The sequence below is a fragment of the Sphingobium sp. SJ10-10 genome (assembly GCF_036038995.2).
Classification (GTDB): Bacteria; Pseudomonadota; Alphaproteobacteria; order Sphingomonadales; family Sphingomonadaceae; genus Sphingobium.
In genome coordinates this window covers 2,444,392-2,464,915 of record NZ_CP158132.1, presented here as the reverse complement: position 1 = coordinate 2,464,915, position 20,524 = coordinate 2,444,392, and the positions used below count along the sequence as shown (strand labels likewise).

Sequence of the window (20,524 nt, the reverse complement as noted above, 5' to 3'; positions counted from 1 at the left end):
CCAGCTCTTGGGTCAGCGCTACGGCCAGCCTGATTACTGCCTACCGTGGGCGTCCATCGCCGACCTTACTGCAAAGTTGCGAGCGGCGCAGACTGTCCAGATAATGCACACAATTCTTCTCGGGCGTATCCTTCATCACCCCATTTCTCGCGGCCAAAGCTGCGATCAAGACGGCTTTCATGGCGGGTCCAATGCACGGTTTCATGGCCCCTTGTGGCGTAATATCCATGGGCATCATGGAAAGCCGCGAAGGGCGGAAGCTGGATGCGGTCGGCTGACGGCATGTAATATGCCTTGTCGCCGCCGTGGTTTACGGTCGCGGGGATGCTGGCAAAGAACGCCTCGGCGGCTGCGATGCGCTCAGTCTCCGGTGCGGGTTCTGGCACGATTTGGAACCGTTCCGGTAAACCGTCTATCTGGGCCACGTTGAACACGGTGTAGGTTTTGAGGAAGCGGAAGCCCTGTTCCCGATCCTCGCCGGTGGTATCGTCATGCACAGTCTTGGCGCTGTCGCCGTAGTAGACCACGGTTGCACCGCGCTCGCCTTTACGCACCTGCGCACCCAAGGCTTGCGCCTGCCGGTAGGTCATCCATGACGGGCAGACAAAGCCGGACGTCTGCGCCTCGATCCACAACAGAAGGACATTGATCCCGCGATAGGGCTGGCCGGTGGCGCGCAAGGGGCGGGGCTGGCCTGATGCGGCCATATCGCCGCCGCTCCACGGCTTCAGCCATGGGCGGGTGCCTTGTTCCAGCTCGGCCAGAATGCGGTCGGTGATACGGCTATGGGGGTCTTGCTTGTTCATGGTGTTTGCTCCCTTCCAATCCGCGCAGCGGGTCATGCCGCGCATGACCCCTGCCGACCCGGCGAGGGGCGGAGAGAGTGGGGGCAAGGTCCGGTGCCGGGGGTGGTGCGGGCGCAACGCAGTGAGCCACGGCCCCAAAGCGGCACCTTGCAGGGAGAGAGAGGCAGAGCCTCTTTCTTCCTCCGGTCAGGGAAGGGGGCGCGCCGCTACGGCGCTCAATGCAAGGTGGGCTTGCCAGCACTATCTCGCGACAGGGATGGCAACCCGCATGGGCGGAGACGGCGGAGCCGGTTCCGTTGCGCTAGCGATACAGCCCGGCCTGAAAGGGGCGCCCTGAAATCTGTCAGGCAGGAGAGTCAGGCAGAAAAGGAAGCCGTGGTTGAACCCGGTCCAACCGTCGCAAGAGTCTGTGTCAGACCACAGCTACAGCATCGGGCACGTCGTATATGGCCTCCGAGAACGCGGAGGACAGCCGGTGGTCCAAGAGTGCGGTCATAATGTCGGCGCATGTCTCTGGCGTGGGTACAATTTTTCCGTTTGCATCGAAAATAATATTCAAACGGAGTTGCAGGAAGCGTTGCCGCAGCCGCAACATAAAGTCATTATCGCGGTAGTGCCCTTTCAGTTCGATTGCGCACGCTCTGCGAAGCTGGATTTTGTTCGTGCCTATGTGGGCTACAAGCGGTGCCATATCGGTGAAAATGGCGTTGAAAGCCGGCTCGGCTTGTAGCGCGATGAACTGATTTGCGTGCGCCTGTCGATAGCTGAGAACGGATTCAAAATGCCCTTTGTCCAGCATGTAGATCGTGCCATCGAAGATGAAGAAATCAACGTATGTCGACAATGAAAATGCAGGCGCAGGTTCAAGCGTCAAAGTTTCATCACGGAAGAGAGCGTCAATTGCTTTTGCTCTTTTTTTGGTATGCCATGATGAATCCGCTTTCCGAACCGCATAGAGCGTGACCCCACCACTAACCAATTTAATCACATAGAAGTCTGTGTTTTGAATATGGCGAAGAGTTGTTGCTCGCCGCTGTGGTAAGGGATCGGCTGTGGCGGCAACTATCCTATCGGCGTAGGTCTCATTCGCACCAATTGATAACGCGCTCGCTTCATTGTTTTGAGCCAACAGGCCGTAGGGATTGACCTCTTCGATTGCGACGCGCCGTTGCTGCACCGCTGCTTTGACAGCCGCCTCCAAAGCGGGGTCCGTCGCAACCCAGTGCCCCGAAAAGGTTGGTGCGGCTCCTCCCGCCCCACCGGACTTTTTGAACGCCCACACGGTCATCGCCGCGCCTGCAATATCGAATGCTGCAAAGTCGGCGGGTATGGGCATTTAGTTCCTCACGGCTTAATGATCTGAATGGCTTGCACCAGAGACTGCTTAAATGGACCAGCGGTCAAATGTCCATGTGCAAGAGCTTTACCGGAATGCTTGGCGTCGCTTCCGGGGAACTTGTATTCAACCTCATACATCCTCCATGACAGCGCGATGAGAACGGGATTGAGGATAATTTGCCCGGAACGATGACTGATCCAAAATATCCAAAGCAAAAACACCACAAACCCTACAAATTTCCCGGTATCTGAGTATTCTATGCTCATAAAAGAAACAATGTAAGGAAGGGTGTAGTTCATCAAATCTGTCGGAATATACTTAGCCGAAAACACCTCAATATCTTGCGCTGGCTTTATGATTTTGAGAGAAAATATTGTAACTATCAGGCATAAAAGGGTCAAAGCGACCATACTAATCGAGAATATCGGCGCACCCAGAGGGATTTCGCACGCCCCCTGTCGCAATGGCCAGCAAAATTGCCGACTGAGCATGGGATACTGAAAATTCTGCGCGAATAGGATGAGGCTCAGAGGGAAATATGATCCCAGAAATACTATCGCAGCCGTGCCTAACCTGAATTCCATAGCAGCCTCTTTCAGCCTTCTTTCGCCACGACCGTGTCGTAAAGGCCGTAGTGGGTAAGCCCCTGATGGCTATCGATCCCCGTATATCGCAGCGAGGCTTCTTCATATCGGCGGAACGCAAACACCGCCGCGTTCATACGCTCGGTGTTGAACACATTAAGTCGGACGAGAAGATGAAAATCCTCGATGGTCAGACCGGTCACGGTCATAAACAGCTCCGGTTCAAGCTTCCGGATAATGTCTTGCAGATTGTTTTCGCGATAATCAGTGAGATACATGAATGCCGGTATGCGGGTGGCAAATTTTATGAGTTTTTTCTGTACCTCCTTGCGGAGCGATTTGTATTCGCGCTCCTCGTCGCTCAATTCCTTCTTTTCCTTTTCGGTCTGCCCGCCATCCTTGGCCTTGTTTTTGAGGTCTTTGACCTTCTCGGCCTTGTTGATGATCGTCTCGATCACGTTGTCGCCCAGTTCGCGCCAACCTTCGATCCGCCCCACTGCCGCCATCGCTTCTTCGTTTGAAAGCACCCGGCGCAGCGTGTCGTTGTCCACGTTCACCAGCATGGCAGATTCCCACTTGCGCGCGAGCAGCGTGCCAGTGGTCCCCGACATTGCGTAATCCAAGATTTCGCCTGCATCCAACTGCTTCAAGATCGCGCCGTCATGTGCGAGCACTGGAAGGAAGGACACCAGATCGCGCACCGCGTTTTCAGGGTTCGGCTCGCCGGGCGACAGGCCGATGCCATAATCTGAAAGCTGACGCAGCGCGCGTGTGGGTGCGAAATCGAAGACGAAACAGACGGGTTTCAGCACATCTTCCCGGCTTGGATCGTCGCCATCGGGATTCTTGATCGACCAAGGGGACTGCACTCGGAAAGCTGCCTGAAAATAGGTTTCAGGCGATTTCAGGTTCCGCAGCATCAGGATGGAAGACCATTGCGGAACAGTCACCCCGGTGGCGAGTTTGCCACACGAAAGCGTGATCGACTTGCTCTCAAAGCCGCTGCCGATAGCATCCTTGACCGGCTTTAGCGCAGCCAATCCCATCCCGGCTCCACCACCAGCGGCCATGATGACTTTGTATTCATGCCAAAAAACGTTCTGCTTCTCTTCAAGCAGGTTTGCCATGGCCTGACATGACGCGACATTGGGAAGAAACCAGAAGGCATGTTGGAGATAGGGCAGCAGCCGCGCATTTTCGTATGGAAATGGCGCTTTTGTGCCTGTTTTCAGGTTCTCGACTGTTTGCGGGTTATATGACCCGCGAATGATGTTCAGCCATTTTTGCACGTCATCCTTGTGCTTGAAGGTCGCGAGGACACCGCTCCCACTGGCTGAAAAAAATTCGTTCAGGTCGAATTCGTCAAACTCACCCGCGCTTGCGATTGCGGTCAGCTCTTCGGGCATCTGGTAGGTGAACAAGCTGAGCATCGGCAGCGCGCCATACGGATTGCGCTCTCCGGGATGCGCGGCGGCAAAATTGGCCTTGGCGCGCTGTTCGTCGGTATAGGTCCAGTTAAAAATCTGCTCTTCGATAAACTCGCCTGTAGCCAGCGCCTTGAATGGTGTGCCGGACAGATAGAGATAGGCCCGCGCCCTGATCGGCAAGAATTCCGATTCCGCCTCCAACGGCTGCTGCAAATCAGCGGCCTTGGCATTGAGCCGCTCGATTTCCTTTTCGGTTCTGGCCGAAAGCAGGGCCTCTTCGCGAGCAATGGCGTCCTCTTCGCCCTCAAACAGTTCCTTGGCACTATCCCGCCACGCGCCAAAATGATATTCGTCGAAAACCACCAAGTCCCAGTTTACCGAGTGAATCCACTCGTTCTTGAGCTTGATGTTGCCCAAGGCATCGCGGCCTAGAAGGTCTTGGAAGGAGCCGAAATATACCAGCGGTTGGTCGGCATCATATTCGACCGATCCGTTTCTAGCGTTCTGCGAACGATACTGCCATCCATCAAAATCGACATGGCTCTCCAGGTCAGATTGCCATGCATCTTCGACGGCTGGCTTGAAGGTGACGACCAACACCCGCTTTGCCGCCATTTGCTTGGCAAGCTGATAGCTGGTGAAGGTTTTGCCAAAGCGCATCTTGGCGTTCCACAGAAAGCGCGGCGCGGCCTTGGGGTTCTCGGTCCAGATTGAATTGAAATAGGCCATGGTTTTTTCCACGGCATCGGCTTGCTCGGCGCGCAGCGGAAAGTCTTCGTGATGCGTGCCGGATAGCCGCAGGCCCTTTTGCAACTCGGCAATGGCTGTTTTCACATCATCGGGCGAACACCGCATCCATTCTCGCGATGCGCCGATAACGACATTCTCGAACTTCTTGTCGATCAGCCGCTGGCGCACATCGTTGTCGCGAAACAAGGTGCCATCGTCTCGTTCCGCCAGCGCGTCTACATGCAGCGTATAAGCCTGCTGCATCTGGCCCTGAGACTGCCGAATCCTGTCGTTGACGTCAGCCCGCGTCGTCTGCCCAACTTTGACTAACCCCGCATAGGCGGAAGGCGCATCATTGGGTGTCCATGCATAAATTCGTAACCGGGCCTCGGGCTTGGGGGCAAGGATCTCATCAATTGACCTACTCATCGAACAGGTCACCGTCCATCGGGCGTATCATGCTTTCAATGTAGGCTATTTCGTCTTCGGCCAATCCATATTTTTTGTATAGAACCGCGTCGTTCCAATTTGCATCCCACGACTGCTGAGGAACCCAAGTATAGGTTGATCGGAGCGCGTGCTGGGTAATTTTTCTCAAAGAAACCAGAAATCTGAACAAACGCGTGCGATAGTAACTCGTAAAGCTACGTGCCTCTGTTTCAGAGGCAAAAGGACCAGCCACAAGGTATGTCTGAGTGCATACTGAATTTGGCACGGCTATAATCGGAGGGCCGAGGACCATTGCGGGAATGGCTCCACGCTCACCGTATGCTTCAGGTAACAACACCTTCCAATTTGGTATCAGTTGGCGATTTTTTCTGATGATTGAATCGTCCACCCAGCCGGTCGTGCGCCGCCCTTTCACAGTCAGATAAATTGAAAGCGCGCCGGGATTGCTTTTCGTTGAATAGTCTGTGAAATTTGTAGCCAAGCCAAATGGCGTATCGCCACTCACGACCGATTCCAGCGTCGCCTCACGTTTGGCAAGAACCTTTTCAAGAATGGAGAGCGCGCGGGTATCGCGCACGAAAATGTCATGCTGGTCAAGCTTCCGCTCGACGGTTGGCAGCTCTTCCTCCCCTTGGAAGAGGGTGTACCGGCATGAACCAGTGGTTTCTCTGTCCCATAGAAAATAGCCGACTCCGCCTTCGAAATCGACGCCGGGAAAAGCGGTGCTCATTTTCGTGTAGTCAATTAACTCGCGAATATGCCCATCGGTAAACATCCGCTTCCTGAAAGAACCCATGTCTCGACCGCCTGCCAGCCAGCGGGATGGAATAACCATGGACAGGAATCGAGGCTCCAAGTCCATCGCCTGCTCGACAAAAAGGTGGTAGATTGAGGAGTCATTCGATCCTCCACCCCCGCCTTTTAACTGATACGGGGGGTTTCCGATGATTACGTCAAACTGCATGTCGCCTCCGAAAAGCTCGGCAACGCGGGCTTTGATGTCGTTGGTGTGTATGAAAGCATAGGCGTGGTTTTCCAGCTCTGGGCCACGATCAAAGATAGCGCGCGGTGCCCCGCAAAACGCGCATTTGCCGTCCTTGCCTTCGGCAAACTTCTTGACCGTGTTGCCCTGCTTGTCGGTAACATTGGTCCATTTGCTGCTGCCGACCCACGAATGATCGGTGTGCTGAAACCAGATGTTCCCATCATCATTCTCGAACGAACTGGTAATGGAATATTTGCCCGTGGCGTGCTTGGAACAATAGAGGCTGCGGCGCGCCAGCAGGCTGGTCAGCCGCGTAATGCCGATGCCGAAGATTTGCTGCGTAAGGATGTGATCTACGCGCGTTTGAAGGTCGGGAATCTCCGCTTCAAGCCCTGCGATCAGGCGCTTTGCAATCTCGCGCAGGAACACGCCCGATTTTGTGAATGGGTCCAGAAACCTGACCGAACTATTCGCCCAAATGTCCGCACCGGCATGGCTCTCCGTCCAAGCCTGCGTCAGCGTGTCCAGCATCCGATTGGCAAATTCGGGCGGTGTGAAAACCTCATCGTTCGACAGGTTGGCAATGCAGGTCAGCACATCGGGATTGCGCCCGCGCAGGGCAAAGCTGGCCGGTTCGATCATGCTGCCGCCCCCAAGTCATCAAATGCCACCGCCAGATCGGGAATGGTCATCGGCGGATAGCTCTTTGCCGGGGTAAAAATCTCATGCTTGCCAAGCCCGGCGAAAAGCGAACCTTCGGCGCTGAAACTCGCCATGCCGGTCAGCACATCAAGCCGGAAATCGCGGCGCTGGAACTTGCCCTTGCCCAGATAGCCCCACTCCACAACGGTGATCGGATTGCCGTCAACGCCGCGCATTGTCATCGCATCCCCATGGACAAGGTTGAGCGAAAGCACATGGCTAGCGGCGCGATAAAGGTCGTCGGCTTCGTCCAAGCCCAGATAATCCGCAAAAATGTCCAGCATGTTGGCCCGGCATTCCGCGATGTTATCCTCCAGCAGTTCCACTCCATAGGCGCACATCAAGCCATAAAGCGCATAATGCCGCTTCTCGAAGTCTGACTTGCCGAACTTCAATTCCACAGCCGCCAATTTGCGTTGCAGGATCGGCACGAGGAAATTACCGCTGCCGCAAGCCGGTTCAAGAAAGCGCGCGTCGATCCGCTCCGCTTCGCCTTTTACAAGGTCAAGCATCTGCTCGACTAACCAAGGCGGCGTGAACACCTCCCCATGATCGGCAACGCGCTTTTTTGATTTGATCAGGTTCATTTACAATACTTTGGAATAAACATCGCGTCAGTGTCGCTCCTGGGCGCTGACGATAGACTGAACTGCGATTGTTCTCAACGCATTGCTTACCCGATTCCTGCACTTGCCGCCTTCGACGCCGATGGTCCCGGCATAGCGGCCTGTGCGATGGCGGTTTGCACTTGCCCTGCCCGCTCATTGATCGCGGAAACCAGCTTGCCGCGATCATTGGTGTAGATCGCGACGGACTCCTTCGCGCGGGATATGCCGACATAGAATGACTTCTGATCGACAAGGTTGGTGGCCTTGCTGTCGGCGTGGATCATCACATGATCGGCGGTGCGGCCTTGGGCGGCGAACGCGGTTTCAACATAGGCATGAGCAATGTGCTGGTCGCGGGCAGCATCAAGGCGCAAGGTCTGGGTTTGGCCGCGCGGATTTCGGATTTCCGCCGTGCGAGCCTGCGCGTCAATCGCGGTCACTTCGCCGCGCGCGCCATTGATCCGTCCCGCCTCCCGGTCGTTGCGGGTGAACCGGATGCTGTCGCCGGTTTTGAGTTCGAGCGATTGGGCGGCGAATGTCTGGCTGTTGCCTGCGCCCCATTGCCGCAAACGCCAATCGACCTCCCGCCCGTCTTCTGATTTGAGCGCAATGGAGGCTTTGGCCGGGTCTATGCTCTCCACCCTATACGCTTCCCCGCGCGCCACGCCCTTGTCGGCATAGTCGCGGGTGAAGCGGACAACATCGCCCTTGTCATAACTCATCGGGTCGCGAGCCTCGGCGCGGGTCAGCCCTTTGTTGGCAAGGCTTTGCATGGTGACGACGGGTCCGGTCAGCGCACCCGTTTTGGCAAGCTCCGCGCGTATGTCGGCGGTCAGCGTATCACGGCCCTCGCGTGATGGCTCGATAACAAGGGTGCGGGCGCGGCTGGCCTTGTCCAGCTTGGCATATTGCTCGGCGATGGCGGTAAACCGTTCGGCACGGTCGGCATTCTCCACGATCCTGCCGCCGCCACGGTCCAGCGCGGCGAGAGCCTTCTTGGCGTCCCCCTCGATGGATGCCAGCACTGCGTCCTTGGTCGCGGTATTGGTCTGCCGGACGATCTCGCTCAGCTTGGCAACCTCCATGCCCGCGCCCTGCAACTGCGCGAAAGCCGCGCCTGCTTCGACCGATCCGAGCTGCTTTACATCGCCCACGAGGATGACGCGGGCGTTCTGCTTCTTCGCCAGGTCGAACAGCTTGGCAGTATCGCGGGCGGACAACAGCGATGCCTCGTCCACGATCCATGCTGCGGGCTGTCCCTGACTTGGGCGCTCGGGTGATAGCAGGTGCCGGGCAACGGTATCGCTGCGCACGCCAAGCGCCTCGCCCAAGACCATCGCTGCCGACGCGGTGGGCGCAAGCGTGACAACGGGAACGCCCCGCGCCTCGGCCTCGCGGGCAAAGGTTGCCAGAACGGTGGTGGTCTTTGCCGTGCCAGCATAGCCCTGCAACGCGGTTATGCGGTTGCGGCTGGTCAATAGCTGCTCGGTCGCGGCGCGCTGGTCGGCATTCCAGCCAAAGCCCGCGCGTTCACCCTGCGCCGATGCGGTTGCCACGGCCATGGCGGCGACAAGCGGTGTGGCGATAGGGGACAGCGCGCCGCGCCCCTCCGCCTCGATCCGCAACAACTTGGCCTCGGTTTCGACATTGGCGCGGGTGGTAAATCCCGCAAATTCCGCGCCGCGCCGGTCGATGTGGGGATGCTCGATCAAGTCGCCCTGTTTGGTGGTGGTTGCAATGGCCTCGGTGATTTGGGCATAGCTGACCTTGCCCAGTCCGACGCGCCCGGCCTCCTCGCGCAATGCAGCGACCGAAAACACTGACTGGCGTTCGCCCAGCTTGTCGGCGGCATGAGCGACGGCGCGGCTTGCGGCGCTGTCGCCCTGCATGTCCATAGTGGCGCGATGGTCCTTGCTGACGGCGATGCCCTCGGCCTCTTTGACCATCGCCAGCCTTGCCTCCGGCCCGAACCCGGCTGCGCTGGCGGTATCGCGCCAATCTGCGACAAGCGCCGCAGGATCGGCGGAAACTTTGGCCTGCCGGGTATCGAGTGCCGCAACCTGCTTCTCGGCGGCGGAGGCATCGTCGCGGGACGTGCCACGTTCGCCAAGTGCGGCCTCGATCTCGGCGCTACGGGTGCTGAATGCGGCCATGACCTCGGGCGAAACGCCCTTGATCTCGAACATGGAGCCTTTGCCCACTTCGATCTCATAACCCAACTCACGCACCTTCAAGGCCAGCTCCTGCCGGTAAATCGCACCAATCTGCTTTTGCAGTTGGTAGATCGCGCGCGGTTCAAGGCTACGCCATGTGCCATCCTCGCCCTTGGTGGCATTGAGAATGACATTGTGGGTGTGAAGCTGCGGGTCTTGGGCGCGGCTCGTGCCGTGCTGAAAGCTGGCGACGACAAGATTGCCGGTAGCCTCACGGTTTACCGCGCCGCCGTCACGGATGCGGGTTGCCGCCATATGGCTCTCGACATGGGCAAGTGCGGTTTTCACCGCTGCCCCGTGCGCCGCGATCAATCGCCGGTCGCCCGCCACCTCGGCCATGATCGACACGGACTTTGGCGCGCTCAAGGTCACATCCCAGCCGGGGCGGTGTTCCAGCTTGCCGTCGCGCGTGGTTCCCAACTGCTGGTCGGCAACTTTGCCATCCAGCAACTCGCGAAACTGGTCGCGGTCAACATCGCCGGACAAGCCCAACTCCTCCGCGCCTTTGCCCTGCCATTCCGATGGGGACTGGCCCCCGTCGGCATAATATTCGCCAGCGGATTCATAATAGCTGGCGGCCTGACCCGAACTGGTCAGCGCGGACACGGATGCAACCATCAGACTGGCCCCTTGCTGGTGGGCGATGGCGTCGGCGGCGGCACAGCCTTTGGCGCGGTCGCCTCTGGCTGCTTCCAGTGGGTGGCCTTAACATCGCCGGGCACAAATCCTGGCTGACGGGCACCCCCGCGCCGCGCGATATGATCGGCGGTCAGCCTGATCCGCGCCACCGGCAAGCCGTCCGGGAACAGCAAGTAGCCCTCGAACTTGGGCAGGCGCAGTTCGCTTTCCAGAATAGCCGGGCGCATCTTGCGGATTTTGCTCAGCGTGGTCCGGGGCTTGTCGTCGCCGTCTGCCAGCGCGTCGGTCATGGTCTGAATCTCGACCTCGCATTCGCCGATGGTCTGGCTGGCCCAGACGCGCGTCTCGCTGTCGATGGTTTGCAGGAACAGCTTGGTGTTGCAGCAGCCCAGCATGGCTTCGGCGATCTTCGGGCCGTAGCGATGCTGCATCTGGCCCAGCGCCTGAAAGGTCAGCACCACTGCGGCACCGAACTTGCGGCCCTCGGGTAGCAGCCGCGCCAGATTATCGACGCGGGGTAAATCGGCCAGCTCGTCCAGCACGAACCAGATGCGCCGGTCGGGCGATGGGGGAAGGCCCAGCACGGCGCTGGCCGCGCATTCCAGCCAGCAGGCGAGCAAGGGCTTCGACGCCTCGAAATAGTCCTCCTTGCGCGGCACGAATATCCACGGTTTCGCGCCCTTGCGCTTGTCCAGCCCGTGTATGAAATCCCGGAATGCGAAGGGTGTCCCGCCGCTGCCATCAACTCTCAGAAACTGGATAAGATCGGCGGCCTTCGCGAGCATGAACAGCACGCTGCCTGTCGCCCGGTCGGCATCATCGGCAAAGGTCCGCGCCGATGAACTGCCTGCCAGCCACGTTTTCAGGTCATCCTTGGTCCGGTCCTGCAAGGCGTGCAGCAAAGCGGGCAAGGTGGCGTTGCCTTCGCGCCAGAGCGCTCGGATCATGTTAGCGACAAGGATGCGGCTGGTGTCGAGCCACACGTCGCTGTCATGTTGCCCTGTCTCGGTAATGAGCTGGCGGGCAATGCGGTCGGCGTCGGCGGGGTGGGCAATCTCGGCGAAGGGCGACCAGTAGGCGCACCGGGCATCGAACGGGTTCAGGATCACGTCGCCGCGTTCGGGCTGGTAGTAATGCGCGACGAACTCGCCGCTGGTGTCATAGACCAAGGCGGCTTCGCCCCGCGCTTCGATCCCGTCGAGCATCTGGCGCAAGGCGGTGGTCTTGCCGCTGCCGGTCGTGCCGATCATCGCCACGTGCCGGGTTTCGAGCCTGCCGGGAATGGGAACGGTGCCAACGTGCAAGGCATTGGGCTGCGCCTCGGTGCTGGTCAACGTCGCCAGTCCTGCCTCGCTCATCACCAGCGTTCCGGCGATAACTCGGTCACGCAACGCGCGTTCGCGCTGCCGGGCGATGGCTCCGCGCAACAGGATCAGGCTCACCAGCCATCCGCCAAAGCCCAGCGAGCATCCCCAAATCCCGTATGCAAAGACATCGTGCGCCGCATTGCCGTAATAGGGATGCGCGGCAACCGCGCGGGCCGGAACGGCATAGGCTTGGCCGTCCTGGCTGATCGTTATGGCTGGATCGACCACCGTGCCTTGGGCGAACCACAGTTTTGCCTTGGCGGCGGCGTATGTGCCCGCTGCCTGCATCGCCTGCTGGTCCAACGCCACATAAGGTGTTGCGACTGCGCCCATAGCGATGGACGCAAGCATGATACCTGCCTGCCGCCGGAAGCGCGCGGCCTGATTGTTGCGGTTGTGGCGGCGCAAGGCGTCGGCATGGGCGCGCCGGTCGTGAGACTGGTTCATTCCCGGCCCTCCTGCGCGCGCCGCCGCTGGCGGTCATAGGCCGCGTTGATCTCGGCGGTGACGGCCTCATCGGTCGTGTGAGCACCCAGCGCCGCATGGCGGGCATAGCAATAGGCCGCGCAAGCGGTGAACAATGCCCGGTCCAGCATCCGCTCGACATCGACTATGCGGGTGCTGACCGACGCCAGTTCGCTGACGATCTCGCGGTTGTCGATCTGGTTGCCTGCCCCGCGAACGAGGGCGGCAAGGCCCGCGTCTACGACGCGGGCGAGCATCGCATATTCGCTTAATCCATAGCTCTTGGCGAACCCGGCAAGGGCGCGATGACGGGCGGGGGTTAGCCGCACGGTCTGGGCGCGGGCGCTCATCGTGCCGCACCCGATGAGATGCTATTTGCCATCGCGGAAAATGGCAGAATTACGCCGTTCTCGCGGTCTGACCTTTGGCGAGAGGCTATTAGCATCCCGCCAAACCCGCAGAATTGCGCCATGCACCCGTGCGTGAGGTGTGTATCTGAATTGCTGGCTCGATGCGTAGCATCGCAGCCCCCCAACATTGCCTTTTGGCGGTTCGGTTCAAGCATGACCCAGCCCCTTCCGGCATACGGCGCAAAGCGCGGGAACGGGTTCGCCAGATGCAGTTTTGGCCGTGGCAGCGGGCGGCTTTGTCGAAGCATCTGCCTGCCGGTCGCCGCCAGCCAAAGCCGCGATCAGCGCCTTGGCTTTCCGGTCAGCCCTGCACCTGTCGAAATGCTCCGGGACCGGTGGCAGTGCGGTTAGATCGTGATCTTCGACCCACGTTCGAATGACGGCCTCAATCGCCTGCTGCATCTTTTCGTGAAGTGCCTGCGCCTCGAACGGATCAAGATGGGCAGTAACGCCGGGTGACAAGATCAAGCCGCCAAGCGGAACCCAGTCCCGCCCAGCTTCCTGCCAAGGCCCGTCGATCCTGCACCGGGATGTGTCACCCTGATAGGATGCAAGCGGTGGCCGCTCGGCCTCGTGCCACGGGACAAGCGCGGCTCGGTATGTGTCACCGTCCTCGCCCTCGGCGAGCAGCTTGTTGATCAGCGGCACGACGTAGCAGGCAGTCCGATATTCAGCGGTGAAGCGCAGATTGACCTTGCGGCCAATCCAGATGGAATCGGCGAGCCGATCCATGACGCGTTGGAAAATCGACATGGGGCATCCTTTCGTGAAATCACGATTGCAAGTGTTCGTGGGGGTGAGGGCAGGTGCGCCCGCCAAGCAATTAAGCTGGGCCGGTTCGGCGGTGGGGCAGGTCAGTAGCGACGGGTCTGGAGGCTGCTCAGCCAGTCCTCGATGTCGCCCGAGCGCCAACGGATTTTGCCCGCGCCTATATGGCAGGGGCACGGAAATGCGCCGCTGCGTGCGCGGCGATACAGTGTGGTGCGGGATTTGAAGCCGGTGACGTTGAGCACGTCAGTTACGGTCAGGAGCTGGTCCCGGTTCGGAGGCATTGCGTGGTCCTTTCATTCGCTGGAATGCAGGAGGTCGCAAATCGGGGCGTCAGGGTGAATTCAGTTCCACATTCACGGAAATTCATGCATCGGCAAATTGCGGAGAAAGCCATTGAATGGCGGGTAGATGCCTGCGTGAATTTTCTCCATTCTGCTATCAGCCGTTCCTTCGTCGCGCAGCTTTTCTTTCTTCTGTTCGAATGTCTTGCCTTCGAACTCCGGGCGTCGCAGTGCGACGATGATCTGGATCGCTTCGCGAAATCCCTTGGCTTTTGAACCCGCTTTGTCGGCATGTGACAGAAGCCAGTTGATGCGCTTATCGAACAATTCGCGATCTGGGGTTTCAAGCAAGGTGCGCGATGTCACGAAGACGGGCGCAACTCGCCCGCCAAGTCTGACCCATAAGGCGCTCATCGGAATTGGCCTGTGCGGGGTGCATTGCCAAAGCGATTGATCGCGGCTGAGGACAAAGAGGGAGCCATGGTCCGCGAGGAAGGCAGCACGTGCTTTCTGTGACAGCGGCTTGACCGTTCCATCCGGCAGCCGCTCGTCGCAAATGATGTCGCCGTTCGCGATCAGATGCTTGTAATCTTCCAGCGCTCTCAGATTGCGTTGGAGCACGACATTCGGCTCGGTGACCAGCTCGTCGATTTCTGGCTCGAAGCGAATCTTGCTCTTGTTGTGCGCCCAAACGAAAGTCACCCCACTGGCCAGCAGGACCGCAACTCCGACGGCCATTGGCTCCCTGAACACGGCAAGAGCTGCGCCAACCGCAACAGCCACTATGGAGATGCCGCGCAGGACATCGAGGACCTGTTGACGCCTGCGGCCCCGGCGCGCAGCCAATGCCATCGCGTCGAGAACATCCTTCGGAATAATCAGCTCGATGGGTGTCCCAGCCGGTTGCTTGAGAAACGCAATGAAGCCGTCCCGGATTTTGACGAACTCGGCAGGGCTGAGGGGCAATTGCTCCTGCATCCGTCCAGTCGGATTAGGGGGAATCGGCCCGGCGTTCAATTCGGAAAAGGGGGCTGGCGATGTTCATTTTCGATGCTCAGCGATGCATCACGATGAGAACATACTGGCAATATCTGCACCACCAGCGCACCACCAGAGCAAAGCTGGGGTGGTGTGTTGTTGAGAAATCGCCGCTAAGTTATTGAAATATTGGTCGGGACGAGAGGATTCGAACCTCCGACCCCCACACCCCCAGTGTGATGCGCTACCAGGCTGCGCTACGTCCCGACCGGAGCGGCGCAATTAGAAGCAGTTTGGGGAATATGCAAGGGATTCGATGAAGGCTTTTTGCCCTTTCGTCGGAAACCCTAATCATGTTGCCTCAGCCGCCCTATCTGTGTTAGCCGCGCGCCCTTGATCTGTGGGCGTTTATCCTGCGTCCGCAACTGGACAAGACAATAAGGCGAAAGTCCCAAGCATGTTTATATCTCCAGCCTTTGCCCAGACTGCGGGCGGGGAATCGTCCGGCGCCTCCATGCTGGTTCAGATGGCCCCGCTGCTCCTGATCTTCGTCGTCTTCTATTTCCTGCTGATCCGTCCGCAGCAGAAGAAGATGAAGGACCATAAGGCCAAGATCGACGCCGTGAAGAAGGGCGATCAGGTCGTGACCGGCGGCGGTCTGGTCGGCAAGGTGGCCCGCGTCGACGAATTTTACGTCGATGTCGAACTGGCGCCGAACATGAAGGTCAAGGCGGTCAAGTCCACCCTGACCGACGTGATCGACCCCGCCACCGCCAAGCCTGCGAACGACTGAGCGGCCCGATGCTGAATTTCCCTCGCTGGGCGGTAGCCGCGATTCTGCTGCCCTTGGCCATTGGCATAGCCTGCGCCGTGCCGAGCTTCCTGCCCGATTCCGCGGTCGCGCACCTGCCCAAATTCATGCAGACCCGCGTGAATCTGGGCCTCGACCTGTCGGGCGGCAGCCATTTGCTGCTGGAAGCCTCGACCCAGGATGTCGCCAAGCAGCGCATCGCCAATATGGAGGAGCAGGTCCGCACGGAACTGCGCCGGGGCGATACCAAGATCGCGATTGGCGATATTTCCAGCCGCGACGGGAAATTGAGCTTCATGGTCCGCAACCCCTCGCAGGTCGATGCCGCTGTCGAGCGCATCCGGCCGTTGACGCAGGGGGCAGGCCTGACCGGCCAGCGCGACTTCAATGTCGAGGTGGTGAACAGTTCCACCATCACCATCACGCCGACCCAGGCGGGCATCGACAATGCGGTGAAGGGCGCGATGGAAGTCGCGACCGAGGTCATCCGCAAGCGCATCGACGAAATGGGCACGCGCGAGCCGACCATTCAGCAGCAGGGCGACAACCGCATCGTCGTGCAGGTGCCGGGCCTTCAAAATCCCAAGGCGCTGAAGGACTTGCTGGGCCAGACCGCCAAGCTTGAGTTCAAGCTGGTCGACGTCAACGCCAACCCCGCCGAAGTCGCGCAGGGCCGTGCGCCGGTGGGCAGCGAAGTCCTGCCCTATCCGGCCAATCCGTCCGGGTCGCCGGTGATCGCGGTCCATCGCCAAGTCATGGTGTCGGGCGAGGATCTGACCGACGCGCAGCAGGGTTTCAGCCCGCAGGGCAATGAGCCGATCGTCAACATCCGCTTCAACGGCGCGGGTGGGCGGAAATTCGGCCAGGTGACGTCGCAGAATGTCAACCGGCCCTTCGCCATCATCCTCGACGGCAAGGTGTTGTCGGCGCCGAACATCAACGAACCGATTCTGGGCGGCAGCGCGCAGATCAGCGGCAGCTTCACCGTGGAAAGCGCCAACCAGCTCGCCATCGCGCTGCGTTCGGGCAAGCTGCCCGTCGCGCTGACCGTGGTGGAAGAACGCACCGTCGGCCCGCAGCTCGGCGCGGACTCGATCAAGGCGGGTCTGCTCGCCTCGGTGATCGCGGTCGCGGCGGTCGCCATGTTCATGTTCGCCAGCTATGGCCGCTTCGGCATGTATGCGAACCTCGCCGTCGCCATCAACGTGCTGGTGATCCTGGGCGTGATGGGGATACTCGGCGCGACGCTGACGTTGCCGGGCATCGCCGGTTTCGTGCTGACCATCGGTACGGCGGTCGACGCCAACGTGCTGATCTACGAGCGTATCCGCGAGGAGCGTCGCCGTGGCCGGAACGTCGTGCAAGCGATCGAACATGGCTATAAGGAAGCCAGCCGCACCATTTTCGAGGCGAACGTGACCCACGCCATTGCTGGCGGCATCATGCTCGCTCTGGGCTCGGGTCCGGTGAAGGGCTTCGCGATCGTGCTGCTGATCGGCATCGCGACCAGCGTGTTCACTGCCGTCACCTTCACCCGCTGGATGGTGTCGCTCTGGGTCCGGGCCAAGCGCCCGACCGAGATCCACATCTGACGGGGCGAGAGAAACAATATGAAACTGCTTAAACTCGTCCCTGACAACACCAATATCGGCTTCGTGAAGCTGCGCCACTGGGCCTTTGGCCTGACGGCGCTGCTGACGGTGCTGGCGGTCGGCGCCACCTTCTACAAGGGTCTCAACCTCGGCGTCGATTTCGTGGGCGGCCTGATGATCGAGGCGAAGTTCCAGCAGCCGCCGCAGACCGACAAGGTGCGTGGGGTGATCGACCGTCTGGGCGTGGGCGATGGCTCGCTCCAGCAATTTGGCGATCCCAGGACGGTGCAAATCCGCCTGCCGCTCCCCGAACAGGGCGGCGCGGGAGCGGCCAACGCCATCGTCGAAAAGGCGCGCAAGGCGATGACGGCGGAATTTCCCGGCGTCACCTTCTCCCGCTACGACACGGTGTCGGGCAAGGTGTCGGGCGAACTGATCCAGAACGGCGTGCTGGCGGTGATGCTGGCGGTGATCGGCATCGCGATCTTCTCCTGGTTCCGCTATGAATGGCAGTTCGGCATCTCGACCTTCGTCGCGATCATGCACGACGTGCTGATGACGCTGGGCTTCTTCGCCATCACGCAACTGGAATTCGACCTCAACATCGTCGCCGCCGTGCTGACGATCGTGGGTTATTCGATCAACGACAAGATGGTGATCGACGACCGCATCCGCGAAAATATGCGCAAATATCGCAAGATGGACATGAAGGCGCTGATCGACCTGTCCGTCAACGAGACGCTGCCGCGCACCGTCATGACCTCCGTTACCGTTCTGCTGGCACTCGGGGCGCTGCTGCTGCTGGGCGGCCATGTGCTGCGCGGCTTCACGGCGGCCATGATGCTGGGCATCATCGTCGGCACCTATTCGTCGGTCTATGTGTCCTCTTCGCTGCTGATCACTCTCGGTCTGTCGCCCGCGACGGCCGAGAAGAAGGCGAGCAAGACCAATATCGCGGCGCAGGCCGAGCGCATGGGACCGCGTGACGATGGAGCGCGGCCCTGAACGGCGACGCATCGGGAAAGGGGCGCACGGGGATCGAACTGCGCCGCGATGAGGCGGGGCAGGGGCCGATCGTCACCGGCTTTCAGGGGCGGGGCTTTCGGGTCAGGGACGATGTCTTTCCCGATGGCCTGCTGCTTTCGCCGGTGCGTGCCCTGGCCTGGCAGGAGGCGCCGCGCGTCGAGGCTCTGACCGTGCCGGATCTGGGCGACCTGTTCGACCTTGATCCGCTGCCGGAATTTCTGCTGATCGGCACGGGCGCCAGCCTGCGCCAGCCGCCGCGCCCCTTCGTCCGGGAACTGGAAGCCAAGGGCATCGGGGTCGAGGTGATGGACAGCCGCGCCGCCGCCCGCGCCTGGGGCGTGTTGCGCGCCGAGGAACGCTGGATCGTCGCGGCCCTGCTGCCGCTGATCTAGGGGCATTTGCGCTTTATCGAAGGGGCTTTCCGGGGCCGCCTTGCGCTTTTTTCTTCATCCGCTTACTCTTGGGGCAAGTTCCGGCGCCTTTCGGCGTTGGCGAAGAAGAAAAGAGATACGGCCATGGTGCAGCAAAGCCGCCCATCGCCGCAGAGTTCCGGCCCAGCCGGCGGAGTTTCGGGCACAGGGGTCCGTTCCGGTCAGGGCAATGGGAGCAAGGCTGCGGCCCTCACTCCCCCGTCGAAATCGCGGGGCCTTTTGCCTCATCCGCTGCGCGGACGCCGCTCCTATGCGGCCATCGACCTGGGCACCAATAATTGCCGTTTGCTGATCGCCAAGCCCTCGGCCGACGGCTTCATCGTCGTCGACGCCTTTTCCCGAATCGTGCGTCTGGGGGAGGGGCTGGCGGCTTCGGGGCGGATCAGCGACGAAGCCATTGAGCGCGCCATTGCGGCATTGTCGGTCTGTGCGGACAAGCTGCGCCGCCGCCATGTCACCTTGGCCCGATCGGTCGCGACGGAGGCCTGCCGACGCGCCTCGAACGGCGCCGATTTCATCCAGCGCGTCTACCGCGAAACCGGCATCGCGCTCGATATCATTACCGCGCAGGAAGAGGCGCGGTTGGCGGTGCTGGGCTGTCACGCGCTGCTGGAGCCGGGCGATGGTCCGGCGCTGATCTTCGACATTGGCGGTGGGTCGACCGAACTGGTTCTGGTCAACTCCCGCCGGGAGGGCGCGCCGCATATCGTCGATTGGGTGAGCGCGCCCTGGGGCGTCGTGTCGCTGACCGAGAGCGAGCCCTTCGATCATGCCGATCCCATGGATCGTCTGGCGGCTTATGGCCGGATGCGCGCGCGCGTGGCCGATGCTTTCTCGCCGCTGGCCCGCCGCCTGCCCACTCCGCAGCCCGATATCCGCTTGCTCGGGACATCGGGGACAGTGACGACGCTGGCCAGCCTGCATCTTGACCTGCCGCGCTATGACCGGCAGGCGATTGACGGGCTGATCGTGCCGTCGACGTCGATGCGGGCGATTTCCGCGCGCCTGTCCTCCATGGCTCTGGCGGAGCGGCAGAAGCTGCCCTGCATCGGGACGGAGCGGGCCGATCTGGTGGTGGCGGGTTGCGCCATATTGGAATCTATCCTCGACATCTGGCCTGCCCAGAGATTGGGCGTGGCGGATCGCGGCATTCGCGAAGGCATATTGCGCGGCCTGATGGACCGCGACGGAGTAAAGATGTGAGAGGCGAGCTTTGAGAGGCACTGGCGCCGGCAAGGTGCGGGTCAAGACGGCGAAGGGGCGGACGGCGCAGTCCACCCGCTGGCTCGAACGGCAGTTGAACGACCCCTATGTCCGCCGCGCCAAGGCGGAAGGGTGGCGCAGCCGCGCCGCCTTCAAGCTGATCGAGCTGGACGAGAAGTTCCACTTCGTGAAGGGATCGCGGGCTGTCGTCGATCTGGGCGTGGCGCCGGGCGGCTGGGCGCAGGTGGTGCGCAAGCTCTGCCCCAAGGCGAAGGTGGTGGGCATAGACCTGCTGCCGACCGATCCCATTCCCGGCGTGACGCTGTTCCAGATGGACTTCATGGACGACAAGGCGCCCGCCTTGTTGGCGGAGGCTTTGGGCGATGCGCCGGATCTGGTGATTTCCGACATGGCGGCCAATACGGTCGGGCATGTGGCGACGGACCATCTGCGCACCATGGGGCTGGTGGAGGCGGCGGCGATGTTCGCGGTGGAAAATCTGCGCAAGGGCGGCACCTTCGTCGCCAAGGTGTTCGCGGGCGGCACGGACGCCGATCTGCTGGCCATCCTCAAGAAGCATTTCACCACGATCAAACATGCCAAGCCGCCCGCCAGCCGGAAGGGCAGCGTCGAATGGTATGTCGTGGCGCAAGGGTTCAAGGGGCGGCCTGAAGCCGAAAGCTGAACCGGCCGACGGGCGCGGGATC

18 protein-coding genes and 1 tRNA gene are annotated in these 20,524 nt (G+C 60.5%); 6 read left to right on the top strand and 13 right to left on the bottom strand.

The genetic code is table 11. The features are described from left to right. Positions 1 to 65 precede the first annotated feature (65 nt). The 13 genes from VVT58_RS11950 to VVT58_RS11890 all read right to left on the bottom strand — a co-directional run bounded on the left by VVT58_RS11950 (position 66) and on the right by VVT58_RS11890 (position 15,021). Positions 66 to 806: an ArdC-like ssDNA-binding domain-containing protein gene (locus VVT58_RS11950; protein ID WP_327754332.1), complete on the bottom strand. Its 741-nt coding sequence runs from the start codon at positions 804 to 806 to the stop codon at positions 66 to 68. Between the two features lie 412 nt (positions 807 to 1,218). After that, on the bottom strand, positions 1,219 to 2,142 hold the full coding sequence (locus tag VVT58_RS11945) for a Kiwa anti-phage protein KwaB-like domain-containing protein (RefSeq protein WP_327754333.1): 924 nt from the start codon (positions 2,140 to 2,142) through the stop codon (positions 1,219 to 1,221). An 8-nt stretch (positions 2,143 to 2,150) separates the two neighbouring features. Further along, complete coding sequence (locus VVT58_RS11940; protein ID WP_327754334.1) at positions 2,151 to 2,729, bottom strand: hypothetical protein; 579 nt, start codon at positions 2,727 to 2,729, stop codon at positions 2,151 to 2,153. Between the two features lie 11 nt (positions 2,730 to 2,740). Then, positions 2,741 to 5,314, bottom strand: a complete 2,574-nt coding sequence (locus VVT58_RS11935) for a DEAD/DEAH box helicase family protein (RefSeq protein ID WP_327754335.1) — start codon at positions 5,312 to 5,314, stop codon at positions 2,741 to 2,743. Further along, complete coding sequence (locus VVT58_RS11930; RefSeq protein ID WP_327754336.1) at positions 5,307 to 6,962, bottom strand: Eco57I restriction-modification methylase domain-containing protein; 1,656 nt, start codon at positions 6,960 to 6,962, stop codon at positions 5,307 to 5,309. Before VVT58_RS11930 ends, VVT58_RS11935 begins: the two co-directional genes overlap by 8 nt. Continuing rightward, positions 6,959 to 7,609 carry an N-6 DNA methylase gene (locus VVT58_RS11925; RefSeq protein ID WP_327754337.1) on the bottom strand — a complete coding sequence of 217 codons (651 nt, stop codon included), beginning with the start codon at positions 7,607 to 7,609 and terminating at the stop codon, positions 6,959 to 6,961. The genes VVT58_RS11930 and VVT58_RS11925 overlap by 4 nt, the downstream gene beginning before the upstream one ends. A gap of 86 nt (positions 7,610 to 7,695) precedes the next feature. After that, on the bottom strand, positions 7,696 to 10,461 hold the full coding sequence (gene mobF, locus VVT58_RS11920; RefSeq protein ID WP_327754338.1) for a MobF family relaxase: 2,766 nt from the start codon (positions 10,459 to 10,461) through the stop codon (positions 7,696 to 7,698). Then, positions 10,461 to 12,296, bottom strand: coding sequence for a type IV secretion system DNA-binding domain-containing protein (locus VVT58_RS11915; protein ID WP_327754339.1), 1,836 nt, complete (start codon positions 12,294 to 12,296; stop codon positions 10,461 to 10,463). The genes mobF and VVT58_RS11915 overlap by 1 nt, the downstream gene beginning before the upstream one ends. Then, complete coding sequence (locus VVT58_RS11910; RefSeq protein ID WP_327754340.1) at positions 12,293 to 12,664, bottom strand: hypothetical protein; 372 nt, start codon at positions 12,662 to 12,664, stop codon at positions 12,293 to 12,295. Before VVT58_RS11910 ends, VVT58_RS11915 begins: the two co-directional genes overlap by 4 nt. 207 nt (positions 12,665 to 12,871) lie before the next feature. Further along, entirely contained in the window at positions 12,872 to 13,477 is a 606-nt protein-coding gene (locus VVT58_RS11905) for a hypothetical protein (protein WP_327754341.1), read from the bottom strand. A 101-nt stretch (positions 13,478 to 13,578) separates the two neighbouring features. Next, complete coding sequence (locus VVT58_RS11900) at positions 13,579 to 13,776, bottom strand: AlpA family transcriptional regulator (protein WP_058457431.1); 198 nt, start codon at positions 13,774 to 13,776, stop codon at positions 13,579 to 13,581. Between the two features lie 72 nt (positions 13,777 to 13,848). After that, complete coding sequence (locus VVT58_RS11895) at positions 13,849 to 14,754, bottom strand: hypothetical protein (protein ID WP_058800390.1); 906 nt, start codon at positions 14,752 to 14,754, stop codon at positions 13,849 to 13,851. A 190-nt stretch (positions 14,755 to 14,944) separates the two neighbouring features. Then, a tRNA-Pro gene (locus tag VVT58_RS11890) sits at positions 14,945 to 15,021 on the bottom strand. Between the two features lie 190 nt (positions 15,022 to 15,211). On the opposite strand from VVT58_RS11890, the gene yajC reads away from it, so the two are divergent. The 6 genes from yajC (at position 15,212) to VVT58_RS11860 (ending at position 20,502) form a co-directional block, all read left to right on the top strand. Then, positions 15,212 to 15,547, top strand: coding sequence for a preprotein translocase subunit YajC (yajC, locus tag VVT58_RS11885; RefSeq protein ID WP_066553354.1), 336 nt, complete (start codon positions 15,212 to 15,214; stop codon positions 15,545 to 15,547). An 8-nt stretch (positions 15,548 to 15,555) separates the two neighbouring features. Next, a complete protein-coding gene (gene secD / locus VVT58_RS11880; RefSeq protein ID WP_066553356.1) occupies positions 15,556 to 17,157 on the top strand; it encodes a protein translocase subunit SecD in 1,602 nt (533 codons plus the stop codon). An 18-nt stretch (positions 17,158 to 17,175) separates the two neighbouring features. Further along, positions 17,176 to 18,162, top strand: a complete 987-nt coding sequence (gene secF, locus VVT58_RS11875; protein ID WP_066553359.1) for a protein translocase subunit SecF — start codon at positions 17,176 to 17,178, stop codon at positions 18,160 to 18,162. Between the two features lie 68 nt (positions 18,163 to 18,230). Continuing rightward, positions 18,231 to 18,575 (top strand): Mth938-like domain-containing protein, encoded by a 345-nt coding sequence (locus VVT58_RS11870; RefSeq protein WP_082748367.1) that lies wholly within the window; start codon positions 18,231 to 18,233, stop codon positions 18,573 to 18,575. A gap of 123 nt (positions 18,576 to 18,698) precedes the next feature. Further along, the gene (locus tag VVT58_RS11865; protein ID WP_066553365.1) at positions 18,699 to 19,817 is read left to right on the top strand and encodes a Ppx/GppA phosphatase family protein; all 1,119 of its coding nucleotides are present in this window, start codon (positions 18,699 to 18,701) and stop codon (positions 19,815 to 19,817) included. A gap of 10 nt (positions 19,818 to 19,827) precedes the next feature. Next, complete coding sequence (locus tag VVT58_RS11860; protein WP_327754342.1) at positions 19,828 to 20,502, top strand: RlmE family RNA methyltransferase; 675 nt, start codon at positions 19,828 to 19,830, stop codon at positions 20,500 to 20,502. Positions 20,503 to 20,524: the final 22 nt, after the last annotated feature.